General features: G+C 41.5%; 14 protein-coding genes and 1 pseudogene. 6 read left to right on the forward strand and 9 right to left on the reverse strand.

The genetic code is table 11. The features are described from left to right. Positions 1–247: 247 nt before the first annotated feature. Positions 248–2,629, reverse strand: coding sequence for a phosphoketolase family protein (locus tag QUD05_RS20320; RefSeq protein WP_289797645.1), 2,382 nt, complete (start codon positions 2,627–2,629; stop codon positions 248–250). 456 nt (positions 2,630–3,085) lie between these two features. Between QUD05_RS20320 and QUD05_RS20325 the strand changes: the two genes are divergently transcribed. Both QUD05_RS20325 and QUD05_RS20330 read left to right on the forward strand, forming a co-directional pair. After that, positions 3,086–3,616 carry a hypothetical protein gene (locus tag QUD05_RS20325; RefSeq protein ID WP_289797646.1) on the forward strand — a complete coding sequence of 177 codons (531 nt, stop codon included), beginning with the start codon at positions 3,086–3,088 and terminating at the stop codon, positions 3,614–3,616. An 806-nt stretch (positions 3,617–4,422) separates the two neighbouring features. Then, on the forward strand, positions 4,423–5,745 hold the full coding sequence (locus QUD05_RS20330) for an STAND family AAA ATPase (RefSeq protein WP_289797647.1): 1,323 nt from the start codon (positions 4,423–4,425) through the stop codon (positions 5,743–5,745). 182 nt (positions 5,746–5,927) lie between these two features. On the opposite strand, the gene rimM is transcribed toward QUD05_RS20330, so the two are convergent. Both rimM and QUD05_RS20340 read right to left on the reverse strand, forming a co-directional pair. After that, positions 5,928–6,635 carry a ribosome maturation factor RimM gene (rimM, locus tag QUD05_RS20335; RefSeq protein ID WP_289797648.1) on the reverse strand — a complete coding sequence of 236 codons (708 nt, stop codon included), beginning with the start codon at positions 6,633–6,635 and terminating at the stop codon, positions 5,928–5,930. A gap of 223 nt (positions 6,636–6,858) precedes the next feature. Then, positions 6,859–8,142, reverse strand: coding sequence for a valine--pyruvate transaminase (locus QUD05_RS20340; protein WP_289797649.1), 1,284 nt, complete (start codon positions 8,140–8,142; stop codon positions 6,859–6,861). A gap of 353 nt (positions 8,143–8,495) precedes the next feature. On the opposite strand from QUD05_RS20340, the gene QUD05_RS20345 reads away from it, so the two are divergent. Further along, positions 8,496–9,605, forward strand: coding sequence for an S-(hydroxymethyl)glutathione dehydrogenase/class III alcohol dehydrogenase (locus tag QUD05_RS20345; protein WP_289797650.1), 1,110 nt, complete (start codon positions 8,496–8,498; stop codon positions 9,603–9,605). Between the two features lie 293 nt (positions 9,606–9,898). Beyond that, positions 9,899–11,293 carry an IS4 family transposase gene (locus QUD05_RS20350; protein WP_289797088.1) on the forward strand — a complete coding sequence of 465 codons (1,395 nt, stop codon included), beginning with the start codon at positions 9,899–9,901 and terminating at the stop codon, positions 11,291–11,293. A 490-nt stretch (positions 11,294–11,783) separates the two neighbouring features. Here QUD05_RS20350 and QUD05_RS20355 read toward each other — a convergent pair whose 3' ends face one another. Next, positions 11,784–13,463 (reverse strand): hybrid sensor histidine kinase/response regulator, encoded by a 1,680-nt coding sequence (locus QUD05_RS20355; protein ID WP_289797651.1) that lies wholly within the window; start codon positions 13,461–13,463, stop codon positions 11,784–11,786. Between the two features lie 322 nt (positions 13,464–13,785). Next, positions 13,786–15,698 (reverse strand): annotated as a pseudogene (locus QUD05_RS20360) (GTPase family protein). A gap of 225 nt (positions 15,699–15,923) precedes the next feature. On the opposite strand from QUD05_RS20360, the gene QUD05_RS20365 reads away from it, so the two are divergent. Together QUD05_RS20365 and QUD05_RS20370 are read left to right on the forward strand one after the other, a co-directional pair. Then, a complete protein-coding gene (locus tag QUD05_RS20365; protein WP_289797652.1) occupies positions 15,924–16,241 on the forward strand; it encodes a DUF433 domain-containing protein in 318 nt (105 codons plus the stop codon). Next, complete coding sequence (locus QUD05_RS20370) at positions 16,238–16,612, forward strand: DUF5615 family PIN-like protein (protein ID WP_289797653.1); 375 nt, start codon at positions 16,238–16,240, stop codon at positions 16,610–16,612. The genes QUD05_RS20365 and QUD05_RS20370 overlap by 4 nt, the downstream gene beginning before the upstream one ends. On the opposite strand, the gene QUD05_RS20375 is transcribed toward QUD05_RS20370, so the two are convergent. The 4 genes from QUD05_RS20375 to QUD05_RS20390 form a co-directional block, all read right to left on the reverse strand. After that, on the reverse strand, positions 16,609–17,310 hold the full coding sequence (locus QUD05_RS20375; RefSeq protein WP_289797654.1) for a serine/threonine-protein kinase: 702 nt from the start codon (positions 17,308–17,310) through the stop codon (positions 16,609–16,611). The genes QUD05_RS20370 and QUD05_RS20375 overlap by 4 nt on opposite strands. 112 nt (positions 17,311–17,422) lie before the next feature. Then, positions 17,423–18,529 (reverse strand): AI-2E family transporter, encoded by a 1,107-nt coding sequence (locus tag QUD05_RS20380; RefSeq protein WP_289797655.1) that lies wholly within the window; start codon positions 18,527–18,529, stop codon positions 17,423–17,425. 120 nt (positions 18,530–18,649) lie between these two features. Then, positions 18,650–20,083 (reverse strand): bifunctional orotidine-5'-phosphate decarboxylase/orotate phosphoribosyltransferase, encoded by a 1,434-nt coding sequence (locus QUD05_RS20385; RefSeq protein ID WP_289800027.1) that lies wholly within the window; start codon positions 20,081–20,083, stop codon positions 18,650–18,652. A 154-nt stretch (positions 20,084–20,237) separates the two neighbouring features. Then, positions 20,238–20,834 (reverse strand): cytochrome b/b6 domain-containing protein, encoded by a 597-nt coding sequence (locus QUD05_RS20390; protein ID WP_099099995.1) that lies wholly within the window; start codon positions 20,832–20,834, stop codon positions 20,238–20,240. Between the last annotated feature and the right edge of the window lie 160 nt (positions 20,835–20,994).

The following is a 20,994-nucleotide window of genomic DNA, read 5'->3' on the forward strand; positions in this document are numbered from 1 at the left end:
CTAGCGCTAACTATGAAAGTAAGTAGCGTTTGATGCATTAAGTAACTTTAAGTACTTCTCACTGGAAAGTTAAAAAATTATGCAGATGCTTTTGGGTTTCACTAGTACTTGACTAATTCAAAAGGGTAGGACATGAGGAGTTAGAAATTTGAGTATCTAAAGTATCTTAATGATCAATAATACCCTCCTAAAAAAGAGAGAAGCAGGGAGAAGAGTTTCCCCTCTGCCTCTCTATCCTCATCCCCTATTAATAAGGCCACTTCCAATCACGAATTTCCGGCATATCGTCGCCGTACTTCTGAATGTAATGCTTGTGTTCAATCAGCTTATCTTGCATGTGCTGTTTGACATAAGCTGCCTTAGATCCTAGTTTTGGCACGCGATCGATTACATCAATTACTAAATGGAAGCGATCTAAATCGTTGAGAACAACCATGTCAAAGGGGGTGGTGGTAGTTCCCTCTTCCTTGTAGCCACGCACATGGATATTTTTATGATTAGTGTGGCGGTAGGTTAGGCGATGAATTAGCCAGGGATAGCCATGAAAGGCAAAGATAACAGGTTTGTCGGTGGTGAAAATTGTGTCAAAATCTTTTTCACTCAAGCCGTGGGGATGTTCGCTTTTGGGCTGGAGTGTCATCAAATCGACTACGTTCACTACCCGCACTTTTAAATCTGCAAAATGCTGACGCAGGATGTCTACAGCCGCCAAGGTTTCTAAGGTGGGAATATCCCCAGCACAAGCCAGCACTACATCTGGTTCGCCGCCTTGGTCGCTGCTTGCCCATTCCCAAATGCCGATGCCTTTGGTGCAATGCTTGATAGCGGCATCTATGTTGAGATATTGCAATGCTGGCTGTTTTCCAGCAATGATGACGTTGACATAGTTACGGCTTTTTAGACAATGGTCAGTTACCGACAATAGAGTATTGGCATCGGGGGGCAAATAGACGCGAACGATCTCGGCTTTTTTGTTAAGTACATGGTCGATAAAACCGGGGTCTTGGTGAGAGAAGCCGTTATGGTCTTGTCGCCAAACGTGAGAGGTGAGTAGGTAATTGAGGGAAGCGATTGGTCTACGCCAGGGAATGTGTTTGGTGGTTTTCAACCATTTGGCGTGTTGGTTGAACATGGAATCAATGATGTGGATGAATGCCTCGTAACAAGTGAAGAATCCGTGACGCCCGGTGAGGAGGTAGCCTTCTAACCATCCTTGGCAAGAAGTTTCGCTGAGAACTTCCATTACCCGACCGTCGGGGGAAAGGTGGTCATCTTCAGGGTAAATATCAGCTACGGAAACTCTGTCAGTAACTTCCAGTACAGGGTCTAAACGATTTGATGCTAATTCGTCGGGGGCGAAGATACGGAAGTTGCGACTTTCTTGGTTAAGTCGCATGATATCTCGCAGAAATTTGCCAGTTACTTTAGTAGCTTCCGCGATCGCTTTCCCTGGTTCAGAGACATCTACAGCATAGTCTTGAAAGTTGGGCATTTTCAGGTCATGCAGCAAAATACCGCCGTTAGCGTGGGGATTGTCACCCATGCGTCGATGCTTTTTGGGGGCGAGTTCTGCTAGTTCGGGAATCAGTTTACCGTTAGCGTCGAAGAGTTCTTCTGGTTTGTAACTCTTCATCCAATCTTCTAGAAGTCTCAGGTGGTCTGGCTGTTTGGCTATATTGCCAAAGGGAACTTGGTGCGATCGCCAATAATCTTCGGTTTTTTTACCATCTACTTCCTTAGGCCCTGTCCAACCTTTGGGGGTTCGCATGACAATCATCGGCCACTGGGGACGTTTGGTGAAACCATGTACGCGGGCTTCCCTTTGGATACTTTGAATTTCGGCGATCGCTGTTTCTAGAGTCGCCGCCATCTGCTGATGGACATCTGCGGGATCGTCACCTTCAACAAAGTATGGTTTGTAGCCGTAGCCTATAAATAAACTCTCCAACTCCTCATGGCTAATCCGTGCCAGCATCGTTGGGTTAGCAATTTTATACCCATTCAGGTGCAGAATCGGCAGCACAGCACCATCACGTACAGGGTTAAGAAATTTGTTAGAATGCCAGCTAGTCGCTAAAGCACCTGTTTCGGCTTCACCGTCACCGACAACAGCAGCAACAATTAAGTCCGGGTTATCAAAGGCAGCACCGAAAGCATGGACAAGGGCATAACCTAATTCTCCGCCTTCGTGGATTGAACCAGGGGTTTCTGGTGCTACGTGACTGGGAATACCACCGGGGAAAGAGAACTGTTTGAAGAGTTTCTGAATTCCTTCAGCATCTTGGGAGATGTTGTGATAGTACTCAGTGTAAGTCCCCTCTAAGTAAGTATTGGCTACTAATCCAGGGCCTCCATGACCGGGGCCAGCAATGTATATTGTGTTGAGGTCATATTTGTTGATGACCCGATTCAGGTGAACATAGATTAAGTTCAGCCCTGGCGTTGTTCCCCAGTGCCCCAATAGTCTGGGTTTGACGTGTTCCAGCTTTAGGGGTTCTTTTAGTAGCGGATTGTCGAGTAGATATATTTGCCCAACGGAAAGATAGTTAGCTGCACGCCAGTAGGCGTTTATCTTTTGTAATTCTTCATCAGTTAAAGGCTTTGTTTGTGGAGTCGTTGCTAATGTCATTATCGACACTCCATTCCAAAAGGTTTTTGATGGGTTCATCAGTAAGCAATTATACTTGTTTTCCAGATGATGGCCATCTACCATGATGAATTTTTTCAGCCTTCGTGACTAAATTCCTTGGCTTTGGGCAACAGGTTGGGAAACGATGTCTACGACGGGCTACACCTACGCTATTGATTAATCCTATCAATCGGCATTTTCTTCATCTAGAGCTTTCTGTACAAATTTTTGCAAGTTATTATAACTTACGTACTGTACAAATTAATCATAATGTAGATCATTCATTATATTTGGTCGTTTCAGGCGCTTTGCATAACCCTGATTTACTTGCATATTTGCGATCCCTGGATGCTAAACATGGCTGAAACACTTAGTAGTACCCATGTACCATATGTAAGTCCTAGTTATGTAAAAACCCTAAAGACATAATGAACTAGATTGTGTAAAACGGAACAGTTGTCTTTGAAATTTTGGAGTTTAGGGATGTCAAGCGATCGCCTGGGTGAGGTTGAGGAAATTTTGACCAGTTATCGTAAACAAGTGTTCGGAAAAGAATTGACGTTGACAACTACTCCCGATGAAGACAAGGAGCGAATTAAGTTGCAGATTACCAAATTAAAAAAATCGATGCAGCCGTATGAACAAGAGTACTGGAAGATTCTATCAGAGCAGTCAGAATCTATCGAAATTTCAGAACAAGAGGCACAGGTTGTAGTTGCAGAAATTGTGAACCAAGTTCATAAAATTGAGGTAAACTCACCTACTTATCCTAATGAAGCTCTTATGCTCTTGAAAGAAATCCGAGATAAACTGAATCAGCCAGATAAATCAGCAGCAGCAAAGGTCAAAGGAGTAATTTCTTCAATCCCCCCTTTTGTAGGAATTTCTTACGAAGCAGAGCTAGATACAGAAAACTTCTTGCGTAACCATTTTCCAACTTTTATTAGCTTGATTAACAGAGCAATTAAAAAAAAACAGATTCTTTAAATTCTAGTGAACACCACTTCAGTAGTTTAAGCACTACTTCAAACTCAAATATAGAATTCTCAAACAAATTTAAAGATTTCCTTGATGATACTGGAATAAAGTTTGCACATCGAAATCGTGAAACTATTTCTCTAAATGATTTATTTGTCTTCCCTAATTTAAAAGTTATAAAAGAATCGTTAGAAGGAATCTCATCGAATATTTCAGGTGAAAAGCTACTAGAATATGATAGCCGTATCCTAATTTTAGGAGATGAGCAGTCAGGCAGAACTACTCTTGCCAAAAAAATCTGTCTAGATGCTCTTTCCTTTGGATTATTACCTATACTGGTTGACGGAGCAAATATAAAAAGTTCTAGGATTGAGGAACAAATTGCAAGGTTAGTTTTAGATACATATAATTTTATATCGGTAGAAGAATTTATTAAGAAATCTAATGTTATTTGTATTGTTGATGATATATCAGCAGTCAAACTTAATCAGAAGGGTAAAAGTAAATTTATAGCAAGTCTTAATTCGATTTTCCCTCGTACTATTCTGTTTGCTGAGGAATCTTTTAGATTTGCCATACCTGATTTTCCTGATCTTGATGATTATAAAAAATTAGAAATTCTCCCTTTTGATAATGTCCATCGTGCAAAACTAATTGAGAAATGGGTTGCACTAGACTTAACTGAAGAAACAGACGATCAGCAGATTTGGGCAAAGATAGATGAACTGCGTCTCCATGTAGACTCGCTTGTACGTAAGAATATAGTTCCAGCAAAACCATTCCACATTTTGATGCTTCTTCAGTCTTTCGAGACAATGACCACGCAGAGACTTGAAATTACTGCTTACGGACACTGTTATCAATATTTGATCTACCAAGCCCTAGAGCGTGTTCATGTAAAACAAAATGAGATTGATACATATCTCAATGTTTTATCAGAACTTGGGGGAGCAATTTTAGAGTCTCCCTCCGAAAGTCTTGATGACTCTAGCTTAAAGGTATTTTTTAAAAAGTACTCAGAGAATTTTATTACAACAGTTGATCAAGACAAAGTAATTAGAGATTTGGTCAGTTCATTTATTCTTCAACGATCAGAGGCTGGTCTAAAGTTTCGTTACCGTTATCTGTTTTACTTCTTTGCAGCAAAAAAATTGGCAGACTCTCTTCATCAAGGCGAAGAAGCTAAAAAGAGAATAAAACATCTAGTAAATACGATTCATCTTGAGAAGGCATCAAACATAGTTCTGTTTCTTACCTACCATTCCAAAAATCCGTGGATTCTTGACGAGATTCTACTTTCTGTTATGGATATTTTTTCTGATGAGAAAGAAGTAACATTAGAAGCAAGTTCTTTATATTTTCTTCAAGATTTTGTTAAAGAAATACCTGACCTTATTTTAGAGAATCGTGACGCAAGGCAAGAACGATTAGAAGCTGATAAACATAAAGATTTTATTGAACAACATGAAGATCAGAATAGCCTTGTAGATGACGACAAAGACGTAGAAGAATTAATGGTAAAGGTGAATAAAGTATTCAGAGCAATTGAAGTCTGTGGACAAATTTTAAGAAATAGACTTGGTTCCCTAGAACGACACTCTTTAGAGTTAATCTATGAAGAATCAGTTATGGTTTCACTAAGATTCCTCAGAGTATTTCTAAGATTTTCGGAATACGTGCAAGAAGAATCAATCAGAAAACTTAAAAAGATATTAGAACAAAATCCAAAGCTTCCCGACTCTAAAATTATTCGGGAAGTTGAGTCTTTTTACTTAGGTATTAATTACACATTTATTTTAGCGATGCTTTACAAAATTTCGTTTTCTCTAGGTTCTCCTAAAGGTCGTGATATATATATAAAAGTAACCGAAACCAAGAATCAACCTTCATTCTGCTTGATTCAACAAATTATTGAATTGCAGTTTGAAAAAAAATTAGATGCCGACAAAATTGATAAATTGCACTCTGAGTTCTCCAAAAACCCTGTTTGTGATCGCTTATTGAAACAGATTATTTTGCGCCACTGTTATATGCACGATATAGGATTTAAGCATCGTCAAAAACTAGCGAACATACTTAATATTCCAATTCAGCAACAGCGTTCGATTTTGATCGCATCAAAGACAACTCAAGATTAGTTTCTTGCTCACACAAAAATGAAATGCTGTGAAGCTATGGTCAAGCGATAACAACAATTTGATAAGAAAACACCACTGACTCTTGCGTTAAACCGCCTCCTAGTTTTCTTATGCTTCAAGCTTTGCTTTTCCTGAAAGTATCTAGTACAGCGAAACTAGCTAGAGGGAGATAAATTAATGTCTTAATTATTAATTTCCAATAACCCAGGCGGTGGCGTGATTTCAATGCGATTAGATTTCAAGTCTACTACTGGTGCGATCGCTTCCACAAACGGAATCAAAACAGTCTTTTGCTTTTTGTCGCCAGCCAATGATTCATGCAACTTTACTTCTAACAAATCATTGTAGGCGGGGATGATGTCTACCACCGTACCAACGAGTTCGCCAGATGCTTGCATGAAGACTTCCAAGCCAATCAAATCGAGGACATGATATTCATCTTCGCTTAATTGGGGGCGATCGCTAGCTGGCACCATTAACTTACAACCGCGCAACGCCTCCGCCTGATCGCAATTTTCCACACCAGCTAATTTGATGACATACAAGTTTTTGTTACTGATATAACGTCCTGTCAATAATTCGATTGGTTGCGGTTCTGTACCATCTAAACGCAACAACCAACGTTTTCCTGGCACCTCAAATCTTTCGGGAAAGTCTGATACAGGATAAACCCGTAATTCTCCAGATAATCCTTGAGGGGAAACAATCTTACCAATTTCTAGCCAATCGTCGAGATTGGGGGCTGGGGATTGGGGACTGGCAACTACGGGCTGGGGATTAGGGGCTGGAGATTGGACATTTTTAATTTTTGAATTTCCTCCGACTCTCTTACCCCTCTGCTTCTCTGCACCTCTGCCTCCAATCTCTTTATTAGCTTCTTCGTGTTTCATTTCCATTTTTCCTACTAGTACAACACGGCGGAAATAAACCACCATTCCAAATCAATGAAATGCTTACACTGTATTGATTTTTAATTTTTAATTTTTAGGGACTTCCAGAAAATAAATTATCCAATTTACTCAGATAATATTTTTCTTTCTCCCCTTGCCCCCCTGCCTACTCAGCGATGGGATATTTTTTTAGTTGGAAGTCCCTTAATTGCGCCTTGCGGTATTAGGCAGTCACAGCCGCACCTTTATAAGCTTCTTCAGCCACTTTTGCTAAACGTTGCATAGCAGTAGCAATCTCCTCATCGCTGCCTGTGAGACTGATGCGGAAACATTGGTGCTTGTGCGCCCACTCTTCGTCTAAACCGGGGAAGAAGCTACTTCCGGGGACAATAATCACACCTACTTGTTTAACTTGCTGATAAAATTCCCAGTCACTTATGGGTAGATCCTGCAACCACAACCAAGCAAAAATTGCTCCTTCACCGCGATGGAGGAACCAAGGTAAATTCTTGGGCATTGCTTGTTCTAAGCTGGTTTCTAAAACAGTAAATTTATTTTGGTAAAAGGGACGGATGACAGTGTGAGAAATTTCTACTAAAGCGCCAGAATTAATTGCAAGAGCTGCGATCGCTTGGCCGTAACGTGAAGAATGGAGACCAATATTTGCTTGGAAACACTCCAACACTTCAATCCACTTTTCATCGCCAATGGCAATACCTACCCTTTCTCCTGGTAATCCTGCTTTTGATAAACTCATGCAGTGTAAGATATTATCGCCAAACACTGGTGTCATTTCGGTAAAGTTCAATGCCGGGAAGGGAGGCGCATAAGCCGAGTCAATTAACACGGGCAGATTGTAAGGCGCAGCTAAAGCAGCAATCTTTTTCACTTCATCCTCAGTGAGGACATTACCAGTGGGATTACAAGGGCGAGAGAAGAGGATACAACCCGTATTTTCTGTAATCGACAGTTGGCTGAAGTCGGGGCGATATTTAAATCGGTGGGCGGCTTCATCAATATCGAGAGTCGGTTTGTAAGCAGTTAAAGCTTTTGGAACTAAGGATAGTCCGCCGTAACCTGTGTAGTCAGGGCTGAGGGGCAAAACGATTTGTTTTAACTCGCCGCTAGGGGTGTAGCCACCGAAGCTATTTACAGCATAGAAGTAGAGGGTTTGACTACCGGGGGTGATCAGGATATTGCGATCGCTTAAGTTTAACCCGTAGCGTTTGTTAAAATCATTAGCGATCGCTTCCACAAATGGTGCATAACCCTGACTTGAGCCGTAGCGACAAACTACTTCACCATATTCTGGACTAGCCAAAAGCTGTGCAGTGCAATCCCGCCATAATTGTTCTACCTCTGGCAAAATCAACGGATTACCAGCACTCAAATTAATAAACTGCTGCCCTGCACCCGCTCGTAATGTTTCGATAATATCCTTCATGATTGCTCTGACGCCAGTCAGGTTGGACATTTGAGCGCCAATTTGAGTTAGGGCAGGGTTCATAAGCTGTGAAAAAATATATTAATTTAGGGGTGGACAAATTATTTGAGGTTTGCTGCTGACATCCAGTTTACATCGTTGCCAAAACAGCTGTTGCCGCCTTTAACCAATCTAGCTAGAGAATGACATTTTAACAAAGGTAATAATATTTATCGTTATAGCCGCGATCGTGCTTAATAAATACGATGAAGTAATACAAAAGTTTATCATGCGTTCAATGCCTGTGAGGAAACTGGGGAGTCAAGAAGAGAATAGGGTACAGGGTAGAGATTATTCCCTATCACCTGTCACCTCTCCCCTAATCCGAATGACAAATGACAAATGACAAATGACAAAACTATACAGGAGCGCTGACATTGGAAGTTAAAGCAGCAGTAGCTTATAGTGCAGGTAAGCCATTGACAATTGAAACCGTTCAATTATCGGGGCCAAAAGCCGGCGAAGTGTTAGTTGAAGTGAAAGCAAGCGGGGTTTGTCATACCGACGCTTTTACCCTATCTGGTGACGATCCCGAAGGTTTGTTTCCGGCTATTTTGGGACATGAAGGTGCTGGTGTGGTAGTAGAAGTAGGCGCTGGTGTCACCAGTCTCAAACCAGGGGATCATGTGATTCCCCTTTACACTCCCGAATGTCGCCAGTGCGAATATTGTTTGAGTTTCAAAACTAATCTCTGTCAAGCCATTCGCCTAACTCAAGGACGCGGTGTGATGCCTGATGGCACTAGTCGCTTTAGTCTCGATGGGCAAATGATTCATCATTACATGGGTACATCCACCTTTGCTAACTATACGGTGCTGCCGGAAATCGCTTTGGCAAAAATTCGGGAAGATGCCCCCTTTGATAAGGTTTGTTACATTGGCTGCGGTGTTACTACTGGTATTGGTGCAGTCATCAATACTGCCAAGGTGGAACCTGGGGCAAATGTTGTAGTTTTTGGTTTGGGTGGTATTGGCTTAAATGTCATCCAAGGGGCGCGGATGGTAGGGGCAAATATGATTGTCGGGGTAGATATTAATCCCAACAAACGCGCCTTGGCGGAAAAGTTTGGCATGACGCACTTTGTTAATCCTCAAGAAGTAGAGGGTGATTTAGTTCCCTATCTAGTTGATTTAACAAAAGGCGGTGCCGATTACAGTTTTGAATGTATTGGTAATGTCAAATTGATGCGTCAAGCATTAGAATGCTGCCACAAAGGTTGGGGTGTGAGCGTGATTATTGGTGTTGCTGGTGCTGGACAGGAAATCAGTACTCGTCCTTTTCAACTAGTAACTGGGCGCGTTTGGAAAGGTTCAGCTTTTGGTGGTGCTAGAGGACGTACAGATGTGCCAAAAATTGTTGATTGGTATATGGAAGGTAAGATAAATATTGATGATTTAATTACCCATGTAATGCCCATTGAGCAAATTAATGATGCTTTTGAATTAATGCACAAAGGTGAATCAATTCGCAGTGTGGTGACTTTTTAGTTGTTCTAAGCTTTTTCGCAAACCGTAACGAACAGTAGAGGCATATATCTTTCATGTGTGTAAATTTTAGATAAAACACCAAATTTACCAGGACAAACGCATCTAAATATTGAAGATTGACCTCGATATAGAATTCTCCAATACTTCATCAGATGGCACTTGCAAAAAATTAAGTTTTACTAGACTTATTGCATGAATCTATGAGCTTTCACTCTAAATTCCTATCCCAAGCTTGGGAGCTTGTCATTACCAACATCTTTTAAAGTGAGGTAGGGATGTAATAGAGTCAGAGTATGAAGTTGAAAAATTTCACAGACCTCAATGCTTGGGCAGTTGAGCAATGGGGAGATGCCGAATTAGGGGATACTCGTCGTACGCAAAGAGCGATCGCTATCGGTGCAGCCATAGCTGCCAACCCGCAAGGGAGTTTACCAGATATGATGCAAGGCTGGAATGAAATTCGTGCTGCGTACCGATTATTTGCGGAAGACGATGTAACTCATAAGGCATTAATTCAACCTCACATCACGGAGACGAAACAAAGCGCAACTGAAATAAAATCCAATGTTGTTTTATTCATCCAAGACACAACAGAACTAGATTATACTCATCATCGGCAAGTTAAGGGATTAGGGCATATTGGAGATGGCAAAGGTAGAGGAATGATGCTACACACGTGTTTAGCAGTAGTACCGTTACCTTTGAATCCACAAATTTTGGGATTGGCAGGACAAATACCTTGGCTGCGTAGTCAAAAAAAGGACAATGACAACACGTTGGTGGAAGCGCTACCAGAACTATTGAGAACAGATGGTGAAGGGGAAATTTGGGCAGAGATGGTGGAATCCATCGGCACTGCACCAACACCACAAACTGGGTCAATTTGGGTAAGTGTCGGAGACAGGGGGAGTGATATTTTTTCTTACCTTCGACGAGCCAAAGCTTTGTACTGGCACTGCTTAGTACGAGTCACTCAAAACCGAGTGATTACTAAACCTGATGCCACCAAAGGGTATCTCAAGGCATTTGCTCGTTCTTTACAACCAATGGCGGAGAAAACTGTTGTTTTGCGTGGGCGCAACGGAGAACCCAAACGTCAAGTTAACTTACAAGTAGCTTGGTCTCAATTGACAATTCAACCCCCAGCAATTGGCTGTGAAAGAAAACAACAGCCAATAGATGGTTGGTGTATTCGTTGTTGGGAACCAGAAGGAGATTTAGAATGGATTCTATTTACCACTGTTGCTGTAAATGCTCGTGAGGATGCCCTCATGCAACTAGATTGGTATGCTACACGTTGGTTAATTGAAGAGTATCATAAGTGTCTCAAAACTGGTTGTGCTGTAGAAAAACGTCAATTGGAGTCAGCTTCATCACTGGTAAGGTTACTTGGCTTTTTTGCTATAGTTTCAGTCAGATTATTACAGTTACGCCAACTTAGTCGCAGCAATTCCCAACTGAAGGCACACGAGTACATACCTACAATTATGTTAAAAGTCTTAGTTGCTCGTCTTGGGTTGACAAATTGTGAGTTGACTTTGGGTGAATTCTTTTTAGCGATCGCTCGTTTGGGTGGTTTTCTTGGCCGCAAATCCGATGGTCTACCTGGTTGGCAGACCTTATGGCGAGGCTGGTTGCGATTACAGGATATGTGTTGGGCTGCTGATTTTATCACCCAGTCAGTTTAAAAGATGTTGGTAATGACAAGAGCTTGGGAGAGGGATTTAGGGTAAGGGTTGAGGGCGAATTTTGCATTTTTACAAAAAGTCTACTGAAGAAGAATGATAATCGTTGAAAGAGCGAAGGAGAATTCTCTTTCTAAAAATACAAGAATTGGCTAGCTTTCAAGGCGTTGCTGAATTAAGGGATGATTCTTGTGGGGTGGGCATCCTGCCATTGGTGTCAACTTAAGCCAAAAACTATATCAGACAGGCGTTTTGCAAATCCCTCACGCCCTCATCCCCTAACCCCTTCTCCCTTGGGAGAAGGGGATATTTAATGTCTAGCTCCCCTCTCCCTTGGGAGAGGGGCTGGGGGAGAGAGCAAAACGTTTTCACCAAGCAGGTTTCACGTTAAATTGACACCAATGGCAAGATGCCCATACCACAAAAATAGTAAAATCATCCCGCAAATGTGCAACCCCGCTTTCAAAAGGGTTATTAAAGCTTTTTCAGAATTTTAGCTTGATAATACTTCATCAAAGTATCGATCGATTTCTGCTATCAGTATTTCAAAGTCTACAGGCTTGGTTAAGTGACATTTGAAACCAGCCTTCAGCGCAAGCTGCCGATCCTCTTGGCTACCGTAGCCAGTAAGCGCAATCAGAATTGAGCGAGTAAATTTGGAGTCTTTACTTAGTTCCTGTGCAACGGCGAATCCATCCATTTCAGGAAGTCCGATGTCACAAATAATTACATGAGGCTCAAGCTTCTTTGCAGTTTCTACCCCTAAAACTCCATTTTTGGCAATGGAAACTTCATGCCCAAAATGCTCAAGTACTGCTTGTAATGATAAGGCTGAATCCTCGTTATCTTCGATGACTAAAATCTTCAACGATTTTTTCGCCGCCTCTGTAATCTCTAGGTCTTTGTCTAAGGTTGTAATCTCTTCGCATATAGGGAGAGTGACTTTGAATTCTGCTCCCAAATTTATCCCTCTACTTGAGGCTTCAACATTACCACCATGAAGTTCTACAAGACTTTTTACTACCGAAAGTCCCAAACCTAGCCCGCCCCGCGAACGATCTAAACTGCGATCAGCCTGGGTAAACGGCTCGAAAAGTTCTGGTAATATTGTCGGGTCTATCCCTATGCCTGTATCTCTTACAGATAAGGCAGCCACACTACCTGAGCCATTCTCACCTGGAATAACTGAGAAATCTACCCAGATCGTCCCATCTGGCTGGGAAAACTTTAAGGCGTTATCAAGAAGGTTCCCAAAGATTTGGAAGAAGCGAGTGGTGTCAACATAGGCCCACACGGGTGTGTTTGGCAGGTCTTGTACTACTTTAAGATTCCATCTGTTGATTGCTTGTGCATGGTCATTGAGACTTTGGCGAACCAATTCCACCAGATTAACCTTCTCAAGATTTAATGAAATCTTCCCGTATGTGATGGACGATACGTCAAGTAACTCATCGATCAATTTCGAGAGGTGCTTAATCTGGTTTTGCATCATTAAAACTGTTTCCCCAACTGCGCCAGTCTGTCCTAGCTTCAACTTTAGTAGCTGAACGCCGTTAGAGATGGGGGCAACAGGATTCCTTAGTTCATGAGCAAGCATGGCAATAAATTTGTCTTTTAGGGCATTTTGGTTCGTTAGTTTCTGGAAAAGTTGCACGTTTGCGATCGCAACTGCTGTAGTATCGGTTAAAATCTCTAGCATTCCGATTTCTTCGGGTGTGGCTAGGTGGCGTGTACTCCAGTAGGCTCCAATCGCACCCAGTGGATCGGAAACCCGAATCGGAACCATCACTAAACTTTTGACAAAAGTTACCTTGTACGCCTCAATCGGAATTCGTGCATCCTGGTAAATATCCTCAATTACGGCTGCTTTTTTATTGAGCATTGCCCAACCGGAGATGCAAGACTTGAGCGGAAAACGCATACCTTTCCAAAGTGGGCCAATGGCGTTTTCATCGACATAGTGGCAACATTCACCATCCCGCAATACAAAAGTGACTCCATCAGCATTTGTGAGATCGCGAGCAGCCAAACGCACAATCTCAATAATTTCCTCAATAGTCCGCACACAAGCTAAATCCTTCACTACCGAAAGCAGCCTGTTGTAAGACGAAATGTTATAGCTCGGATCTGAATTCTGTTCTTGAGAGATGGAGGTTTTTAACATATTTTTCATAAATAACTCCGAACAAAAATATATTTGTATAAAAACTTAGCTAAAGCGGGTAATTCAGCAGACACATACTCTTAATCGTAATCTTAACCTTGATATTGAGATTACAATCTGTTACAGCATTTTTGCTTTTACTTGTATAGTATGAAATTGTTCAAAATTCCTAAGTAAATATTCGCAATTTATTTTTATTTCCTAATACAACTTTTGGTGTTTAATCTACGGGGGTTACGTAACAGCTTAAACTCGTTATTTAGACGTAGTATTTGCAAGAGAATCGAAGATACGTAACAATCATTCGTAGATATTGCCGATCGCAGACAAATTATTTGGCGATCGCTAAATAATACTCAAATCGCTCCCGGAGTTTTTCAACCGTCAAATTTTGAGTCCAATACTCCACTAGGGCGTGACCAAATGCCCAGGCGTTGCGATCGGGTGCAGCGGTGTTTTCCAGCAGTAGCGGCCAAAGGGATAGCAATTCAAAGTTGAGCGACTTGGGGTTTAAGAGTGAGAAAAGTTCATATCCCATTTGCAATTTGCCAATCACAATCGGCAACTGTTCCACGGGAATTTGCTCCGCCAGCATATACGCTAAGGCTGGAGATCCGGTTGAGAGGGTAGAAACAAATTGAAGGACGGGACTTTTGAGCAATGCCGTTAATCCTTGTGTTGTCGTCATTTGGAAGGTGTAGTGGTCGATGATTTTGGCGGCGGCGACGATGCGAGTTTCTAGATTACGCAAAAAGCGGGCGAGACGGAGTTGCTTGGTAGGTGCGATCGCATCCACTAATCCCAAGGATAGCGCTTCTACTCCCCAGGCAACTCGATTTGTTTTGCTGTCACTTGTAACCACGGGTAAAACGAGATTACAGAAGTTTCCTAGCAGTTTAGCGCGATATTCAGTGGCTTCTCTAATGGCAATTTCTTTGGGGCGATCGCCCCATTCCCAATCATAAGGTGGTTGCCATTCTCGGATTGGACGCAGTACGGTCTACTTGGGTGACGATCGCGATCGCAGGTAAATCTGCAACTTCTGCTTTGATGTCTTGCAAAAAGTCCACATCCATTTGCAGGGCAGGATCGAGGGCAGGGGTGGCTAACAGCAGCAAATCTGAATTTATGGCATAATCAAGCACTAAGTTTCGGAGTTCGGCACGGTTGACTTGTTCGTAACCAGGTGTATCCCAAAGCGTTAGGGTTTCGCCACTTTCAGTTTGCCATTGATAATTCTGAATGCGGTCGGTACTGGGTAAAACATCAACGGCTGCGAGATCCGCCTGAAATAGCGTGTTAATCAGGCTACTTTTTCCCGATCCCGTGCGCCCCACCAGCAGAATATTCACGGGTTTTTGCTCAACCGCCTCGGCTGGTTGAGCTTGAGTCAGGATTTCTCGCAGTGTTTGGGTTTTTGCCTTGGGTAAAGTTGGTGGGGAAACTACGGTTGCTGGCACTGGTAAGATGCTACGTCCGTAAAGTGCGATCGCTTGTCGGCATAAATTTCTCAGGGCAGCTTCCCGAAATAACTGGCTCAAATTCCCCAATAATTGCTGAGTTGCTTGGTTACTAGAACCCTGACTGGCTTGTTTTGCCACCGCCGCCACCGGGTTTAAGATCCATTGTGCCCAGTTCCAAGCTTTCCAGAATTTCCGAGCCGATGGTTCCAACTTCCGGTAGACCTCATATCCTTGGTATGCTTGTCCAACCGTTACCTGATTGAGGATTGGGGATAACTTTTGCATCCACTTATCCATATCATCCACCGTTCCCCGAATCAGCCCGTAAGCTTGGGGGACGTAGATGTTTAGTAGGGGATATTGAATCTGAGGATTGTAGATACGAGCGATCGCTACAACTAAATCCTGACATCGCGTCCAAAAAGTTTGCCAGTCTTCCCAAATCGGGCGCTCGCTTTGTGCTGCTTGGAGAATTTCTTGAAGGGCGGTTTCTGCAAGTTTTGTGGTGTCACTTCCCACAGGTAGGCTTACTGTATCCTCTGTTGTCGATTCCAATTCTTCACGGACTTGAGTTAATACAGCTTCCACCTCGTTAACAGCTGGTTGAGTCCACTTGACTAGCAGCCAACGCCAACCAACAAATAAAACAGTGAATACACCCCAAATCCAATTAATGCCCCACGCATGAATTTGCGAACCGAGCGGACACCAGTAAGAAAATGATGATAAACGCGATCGGGATTGCTAAGACTACCCACTGCCAAAGTTTTAACCGCACCATTGCCCCATACCTGCCTTGAAATGTTGGGAGATTCGAGTTTTTGTCAAAATTACTCTTATAAAAAGTCTATCGTCTCCAATGCAGGCAGGATGTTTGGTATTGTGGGATTAATGGTAGACTCCTAATTATTAGGGATAAATGTTTTATTTTGCTGTGAGTAGCTAAATAAACAACTGGATATTTATATTTCTAGATTAGAAGAAGTTTAAAATTGCTCAGTTGTCTATGAGAGCAAAATTTAGTAAACAAGCTATGCAAACAATTACCGATATTGGCACACTGATTGTCAGCACACCGGGAACCTGTGGTGGTCGCCCTCGGATTGCGGGACACCGGATTACGGTACATAATATTGCGATCGATTTCAACGCAGGCGTGAAACCGGAAGAGATAGTTGTCCAAAGACCACAGCTAATGTTGGCACAAGTTTATGCCGCGCTAGCTTACTACTATGCTAACCAGCAAGTAATTGACAGGGAGATTGCCGCAGAAATTGAAGAATACGACCGTTTGGAAGCTGAGTACACGGCGAAGAGACAGTGAGCCAAATTCGTTTGTATTTAGATGAGGACAGTGTTGAGAAGTCCCTAATCAAAGCTTTCTGTAATGCAAACTTGGATGTTGTGACAGTGGCCGATGTGAGCAGGCAGAGCTATTCTGATGATGAGCAGCTAATTTGGGCAACAGAACAAGGGCGTGTTATCTATAGCTACAACCGAAGAGACTTTTGCTGCTTACATAACGAGTTTTTAGCCACAGAAAGAAATCATGCTGGCATTATCTTGTTGCAGCAACAACGCTATTCCGTAGGGCAACAGTTACAAGGGTTGCTCAAGTTGGTTGCTACTCGTTCGGCTGAGGAGATGGTAAACCAACTAGTATTTTTGAGTGCTTATATTGATAAAAGCTCTTAACGTTTTAAATACTTAATATTAGTTAATCTTAAGAGTAGTTGACAACAAAAAGTTTTAACAGAAGTTCCCAAGCGATAACATTTGCGGACGATATCTAAGGCAAAGTATGGTACGCGCAGTCGCAGTGGGTAAAACACGGGCAGATATAACCAGTAGTAAGCCTTTTTTAGGTTATTCCACTTTGAGCAAGCTTCTTGATGCAGGAAATCTGATATATCTACGACTAATCCTCTGCCTTGGTACATCATGACATTACGCCCGTGGACATCATGAGGGTGGAGTCCACGACTTCGCGCATAGTCAAGAGCTTCATCAATGTCCTTTATTACCTGCTTGGGAATTAGTAAACCAAAGTGCATACAATCGTAGAGGGTTGTTCCATAAAGCCGTTTCAAGACTAAAAACCCATCCTTGGCGTACAAACACTCAGAAAAGGCTGGATGAGAACCTAGACGATGGTAAACCTCTACTTCCTCTTCAAAGCCTATCCTTCCTGGGGCATAAATCTTAACTACACAGTCAGGGCAATCGGGGTGATAAAATACTGCGGCGTAATTTCCTCTGCCAAGCAGCCGCCAAGGTTGTGGAAGATAGCTTACCTTAATTGGATCGCAGGGATTGACACTTTCAATCTGTAATCTAGGCAGTAATTCCTGATAAATGTTTTTGACTAACTGTTTTAGGGGCAATTTGTCCATATTAATTCCTTAGCCAATTTACGAGGTTTGGGAATAAGGTTGACTTGAGTGAATTACGACCTAAATGATACCGTTGCAACTTCTCGTTAACGGTAGAGATGGCAATTTTTATCTACAACTCATGTGATATTGATTTTTCTACCAACAATTCTGATGCTGCTTCACCCTCACCCAGGTTATCAGAATTAACAGATTTAGAAAAACCATCTGCTACATCTTTGATAAAACCAGCTACAGGTACCGCAACTAGTAAACCCAAGACTCCACCAACATTGGTTCCTACAAGCAGAGCAATTAATACCCATATTGGTCTAATACCAGTAATTTTACCTAAAAGACGTGGTGCGATCGCCTGATCGATTAACTGATCGATAACAACAGCTACCGCAAAAACCTTAACTGCTAACCAAAAGTCATGTGAGGCTATTATTAAAGTTATTAAAACAAGACTGACGACATCACCAAAGGGAATTAAGCTCAAAAGCCCAACTCCCAAACCAAAGAGTAAAGCAAACTGGACTTGAAAACCTAAAAACAATAATGTTATGGAAACACCCATCAGCAAAGCCAAAGTTCCCTGACCAATCAAGTAATTTTGGAAATTTTGCTGAATAGACTGGCTTATTTGCTGGGCAAGATTTCCAGGTAACTTCTTAAATATCGCCTCCCAAATTCTTGGGCCATCTAACAACAAGTAAAAAGTTAGCACTACTGTGATTAACGCCTCAGAGATACTATCAATTGTATCTATGATAATACTTAAAAGTTTATCGGAAACAAACTCTATTTCATTAGGTAATTGGTCAGTAATTTTTGCTAATAGCTGACTTAGATTCACATTTAATTTGTGTTTGAAAAACCAATTATTGACACTCTGAAGTTTTTCTTCGCTAGAATCAATCCATTGGGGAAAGACTTTAACCATTTCATTAAATTGCTCTAAAACAATAGGTACTAATGTGATACCCAAAGCCACAACAATTACCAATGCTAATATAAAAACTAATGCTACTGCATAGCTGCGTTTAACTCTCCGCTGTTGGAGAATCGAAACAGGATAGTTTAAAACGAATGCAAGCAAAGTAGCCAATACAAGAATTGTGAAGACAGGTTGAAAGTTTTTAACTAGCAAAAATGCCAGCCAACCATTGAGAAATACTATAGGAAATAACAACGTAAAAATTAACCATCTAAGTAGTTGATTCAGTGAAAAATTCATAATTAATTTTAAAGCGAAAATTATTCTATTTACTACATTTAACCGAGTAATTAAATCTGCTCAACAGGAAGTAGACAATAAAAATATTTCCAGATTCTCCACTTCCCATTATTTAAATGATTAACTTTCAGCCAAAGCTGAAAATTGCTCCTCATTTATTCGCCCTGCTTGATAGAGAGTATTAGTGATTTCCGAAATAGTTAAAACCGCATGACTGCAATAACCATTTTGCTGTAACCTATCTTTCACCCCTTGTTCATGGTCGATAAATACCACAATATCATTAACCTTTAATCCTGCTGATTCCAACTTTCCTGCCCCTTCCATGACACTTTTGCCGCTAATGAGAATATCATCAACCACTACAACTGTTTCACCAGCATGAAAGTTACCCTCAATTACTCTTCTAGTTCCGTGTGCCTTCACCTCTTTACGCGGGAAAATCATCGGACAGTGAAGGCGCAAAGCTAAACCAGTCGCAGTCGGTAATGAACCATAAGGAATACCTGCTAATCTATCAAAATTTAGGTTCTTCAAAATATCCTCATAAGCTGTAAGAACTTGATTAAAAACTTGGGGGTTGGAAATAATTTTGCGTAAGTCGATGTAATAAGGAAATATTGCTCCTGATGCTTGGACAAAGCTGCCAAACATAATGCAATCAAGATCGTAAAGTTGTAAAATCAAATCTTGGTGGGGATGCTGATTTAGAAAACAAACATCAGGAAACCACACAGAACAAGTAGAATTTTCGTGAACAATTTCAGTTTTTATTTGATTTATTTCTGCACGTAAAGACTGGACTTCTTCTGATAATTGGATATTTCCCAACATATCTTGAGGAACAGGAATCAGTAAACCATCACCATTACTATTCAAGCCAGCTTCTAAAATTTGTTTCAGGTTTTTACCCTCCGCCCAGATGCTACGCGCCATAATAATTCGTTCAGGTGCAACTGCTCGAATAAGTGCTAAAACTTCAGGATTTGTAGTTCCCACTTCCAAACCCAATTGTTCTGGAGTTCCCCAGGTTTTTGATTCTTTTACTACCTGTAAATAAAGGGGTGATTCCTTTGTAGGATATTGCTGTAGAGCTTCTGCACCTGGATTAGAAGTACAGCATAAAATAAACACCGCTTTATCAGGATAGACCAAAAAAGGTGCTACGTGATCTTGTCCTGTATAGGGACTGAGAGTGATTGCGTCCACCTGCCATTGTGTAAACACAGTCTGGGCAAAGATGGTACTAGTATTTAAGTCACTGTGTTTAGCATCTAAAATCACTGGGATATGGGCTGGAATAGCTGCTAAAGTTTTGTACAGCAGTTCTAAACCAGGAATACCTAAAGCTTCGTAAAAGCCAAGTGTCGGTTTATAAGCACAAACGTAATCAGAAGTTTCCGCAATAATGAATTGTAACCACTTCTCCAAACCAGCGATGAGTTCTTCAGATTCATAACGCCCAGGCATCATCTCTGGATTTGGATCGAGTCCTACAAATAGTAAGCTTTGATTTTGTAAGATATTTCCATTCAATTTATCAAAAAAGTTCATTTTTTTTAAAGAGTCATTGGTCATTTGTCACTTGTACTGAGTTTCGACTGCGCTCAACTACCGCGAAGTCGTTCGCGTAGCGTCTCGTAGAGAAGTATTTGTCATTTGTCATTTGTCTTCTCGTTTATTTATCTCCATGACCAAAGTTTGTTTACTAAAACATTGATTCTGTTAGTTGAGTACCTCCAGCTTTTTTCCCTAATTGATAGTGAATTACTACAAATAAGATAACCATCGGTACTGAGGCAAAGTGAACAATTCGCAATGCTTGCCAATCGCCAAAGCAATCCACAATCCAGGGAAATTGAGCAGGTTTATACATTCCTATCCCTGTAAATAATGCCAGCAGCAAAATAGGAATAATTGCTGTATAAGCAATCCGATGCCAAGCATAAATTAGGCGTTGGGAATTTTGAGTTTTTTGTAATGCTTTGAAGTCATTAGCACCGACAAAGCGATGTCGCCAGCGCCGGGTAATTAAAATGTAAATTCCATACCACAACAGATTCAATGAGAATAGCCACATTGCGGCAAAATGCCAGTGTCTACCTCCTGCAAGCCAACCTCCTAAAGTAAATATCGGAGGAATGTGCAAACCTGCGCGTCCACCAAAAACAGGGTTGGCGTTGTAAATTTGTAGTCCACTGGTGAGCATGATAAATAGACTAATGATGTTACACCAGTGGAAAATTTTGGCTCCTATTGCTTGAGTGGGTCGCTTTCGAGTTGGAGAGGAAACATTGGAAGTCATAAATTTTGACTGATAAAATTTGCTGTTTATCTGTCTTGGGTAAATAGCCCAGCAAGTTTGGATGGGTATTACTCACTTTTATTTTCCCATCATTTAGATTCAGTATTTTGACATTGATGGTCTACCATCTGCTGTTTTAGCTGTCAGTTTAGGTATGGCT

The organism is Nostoc sp. GT001 (assembly GCF_030382115.1).
In the GTDB taxonomy this organism is placed as follows: domain Bacteria; phylum Cyanobacteriota; class Cyanobacteriia; order Cyanobacteriales; family Nostocaceae; genus Nostoc.

What these genes read in the sequence shown, in the direction of transcription:
- QUD05_RS20320 (WP_289797645.1), bottom strand. Translation starts at nt 2,629, where the DNA reads ATGACATTAGCAACGACTCCACAAACAAAGCCTTTAACTGATGAAGAA.
- QUD05_RS20330 (WP_289797647.1), top strand. Translation starts at nt 4,423, where the DNA reads ATGACCACGCAGAGACTTGAAATTACTGCTTACGGACACTGTTATCAA.
- rimM (WP_289797648.1), bottom strand. Translation starts at nt 6,635, where the DNA reads ATGAAACACGAAGAAGCTAATAAAGAGATTGGAGGCAGAGGTGCAGAG.
- QUD05_RS20340 (WP_289797649.1), bottom strand. Translation starts at nt 8,142, where the DNA reads ATGAACCCTGCCCTAACTCAAATTGGCGCTCAAATGTCCAACCTGACT.
- QUD05_RS20350 (WP_289797088.1), top strand. Translation starts at nt 9,899, where the DNA reads ATGAAGTTGAAAAATTTCACAGACCTCAATGCTTGGGCAGTTGAGCAA.
- QUD05_RS20355 (WP_289797651.1), bottom strand. Translation starts at nt 13,463, where the DNA reads ATGAAAAATATGTTAAAAACCTCCATCTCTCAAGAACAGAATTCAGAT.
- QUD05_RS20365 (WP_289797652.1), top strand. Translation starts at nt 15,924, where the DNA reads ATGAGAGCAAAATTTAGTAAACAAGCTATGCAAACAATTACCGATATT.
- QUD05_RS20375 (WP_289797654.1), bottom strand. Translation starts at nt 17,310, where the DNA reads ATGGACAAATTGCCCCTAAAACAGTTAGTCAAAAACATTTATCAGGAA.
- QUD05_RS20380 (WP_289797655.1), bottom strand. Translation starts at nt 18,529, where the DNA reads ATGAATTTTTCACTGAATCAACTACTTAGATGGTTAATTTTTACGTTG.
- QUD05_RS20385 (WP_289800027.1), bottom strand. Translation starts at nt 20,083, where the DNA reads ATGAACTTTTTTGATAAATTGAATGGAAATATCTTACAAAATCAAAGC.
- QUD05_RS20390 (WP_099099995.1), bottom strand. Translation starts at nt 20,834, where the DNA reads ATGACTTCCAATGTTTCCTCTCCAACTCGAAAGCGACCCACTCAAGCA.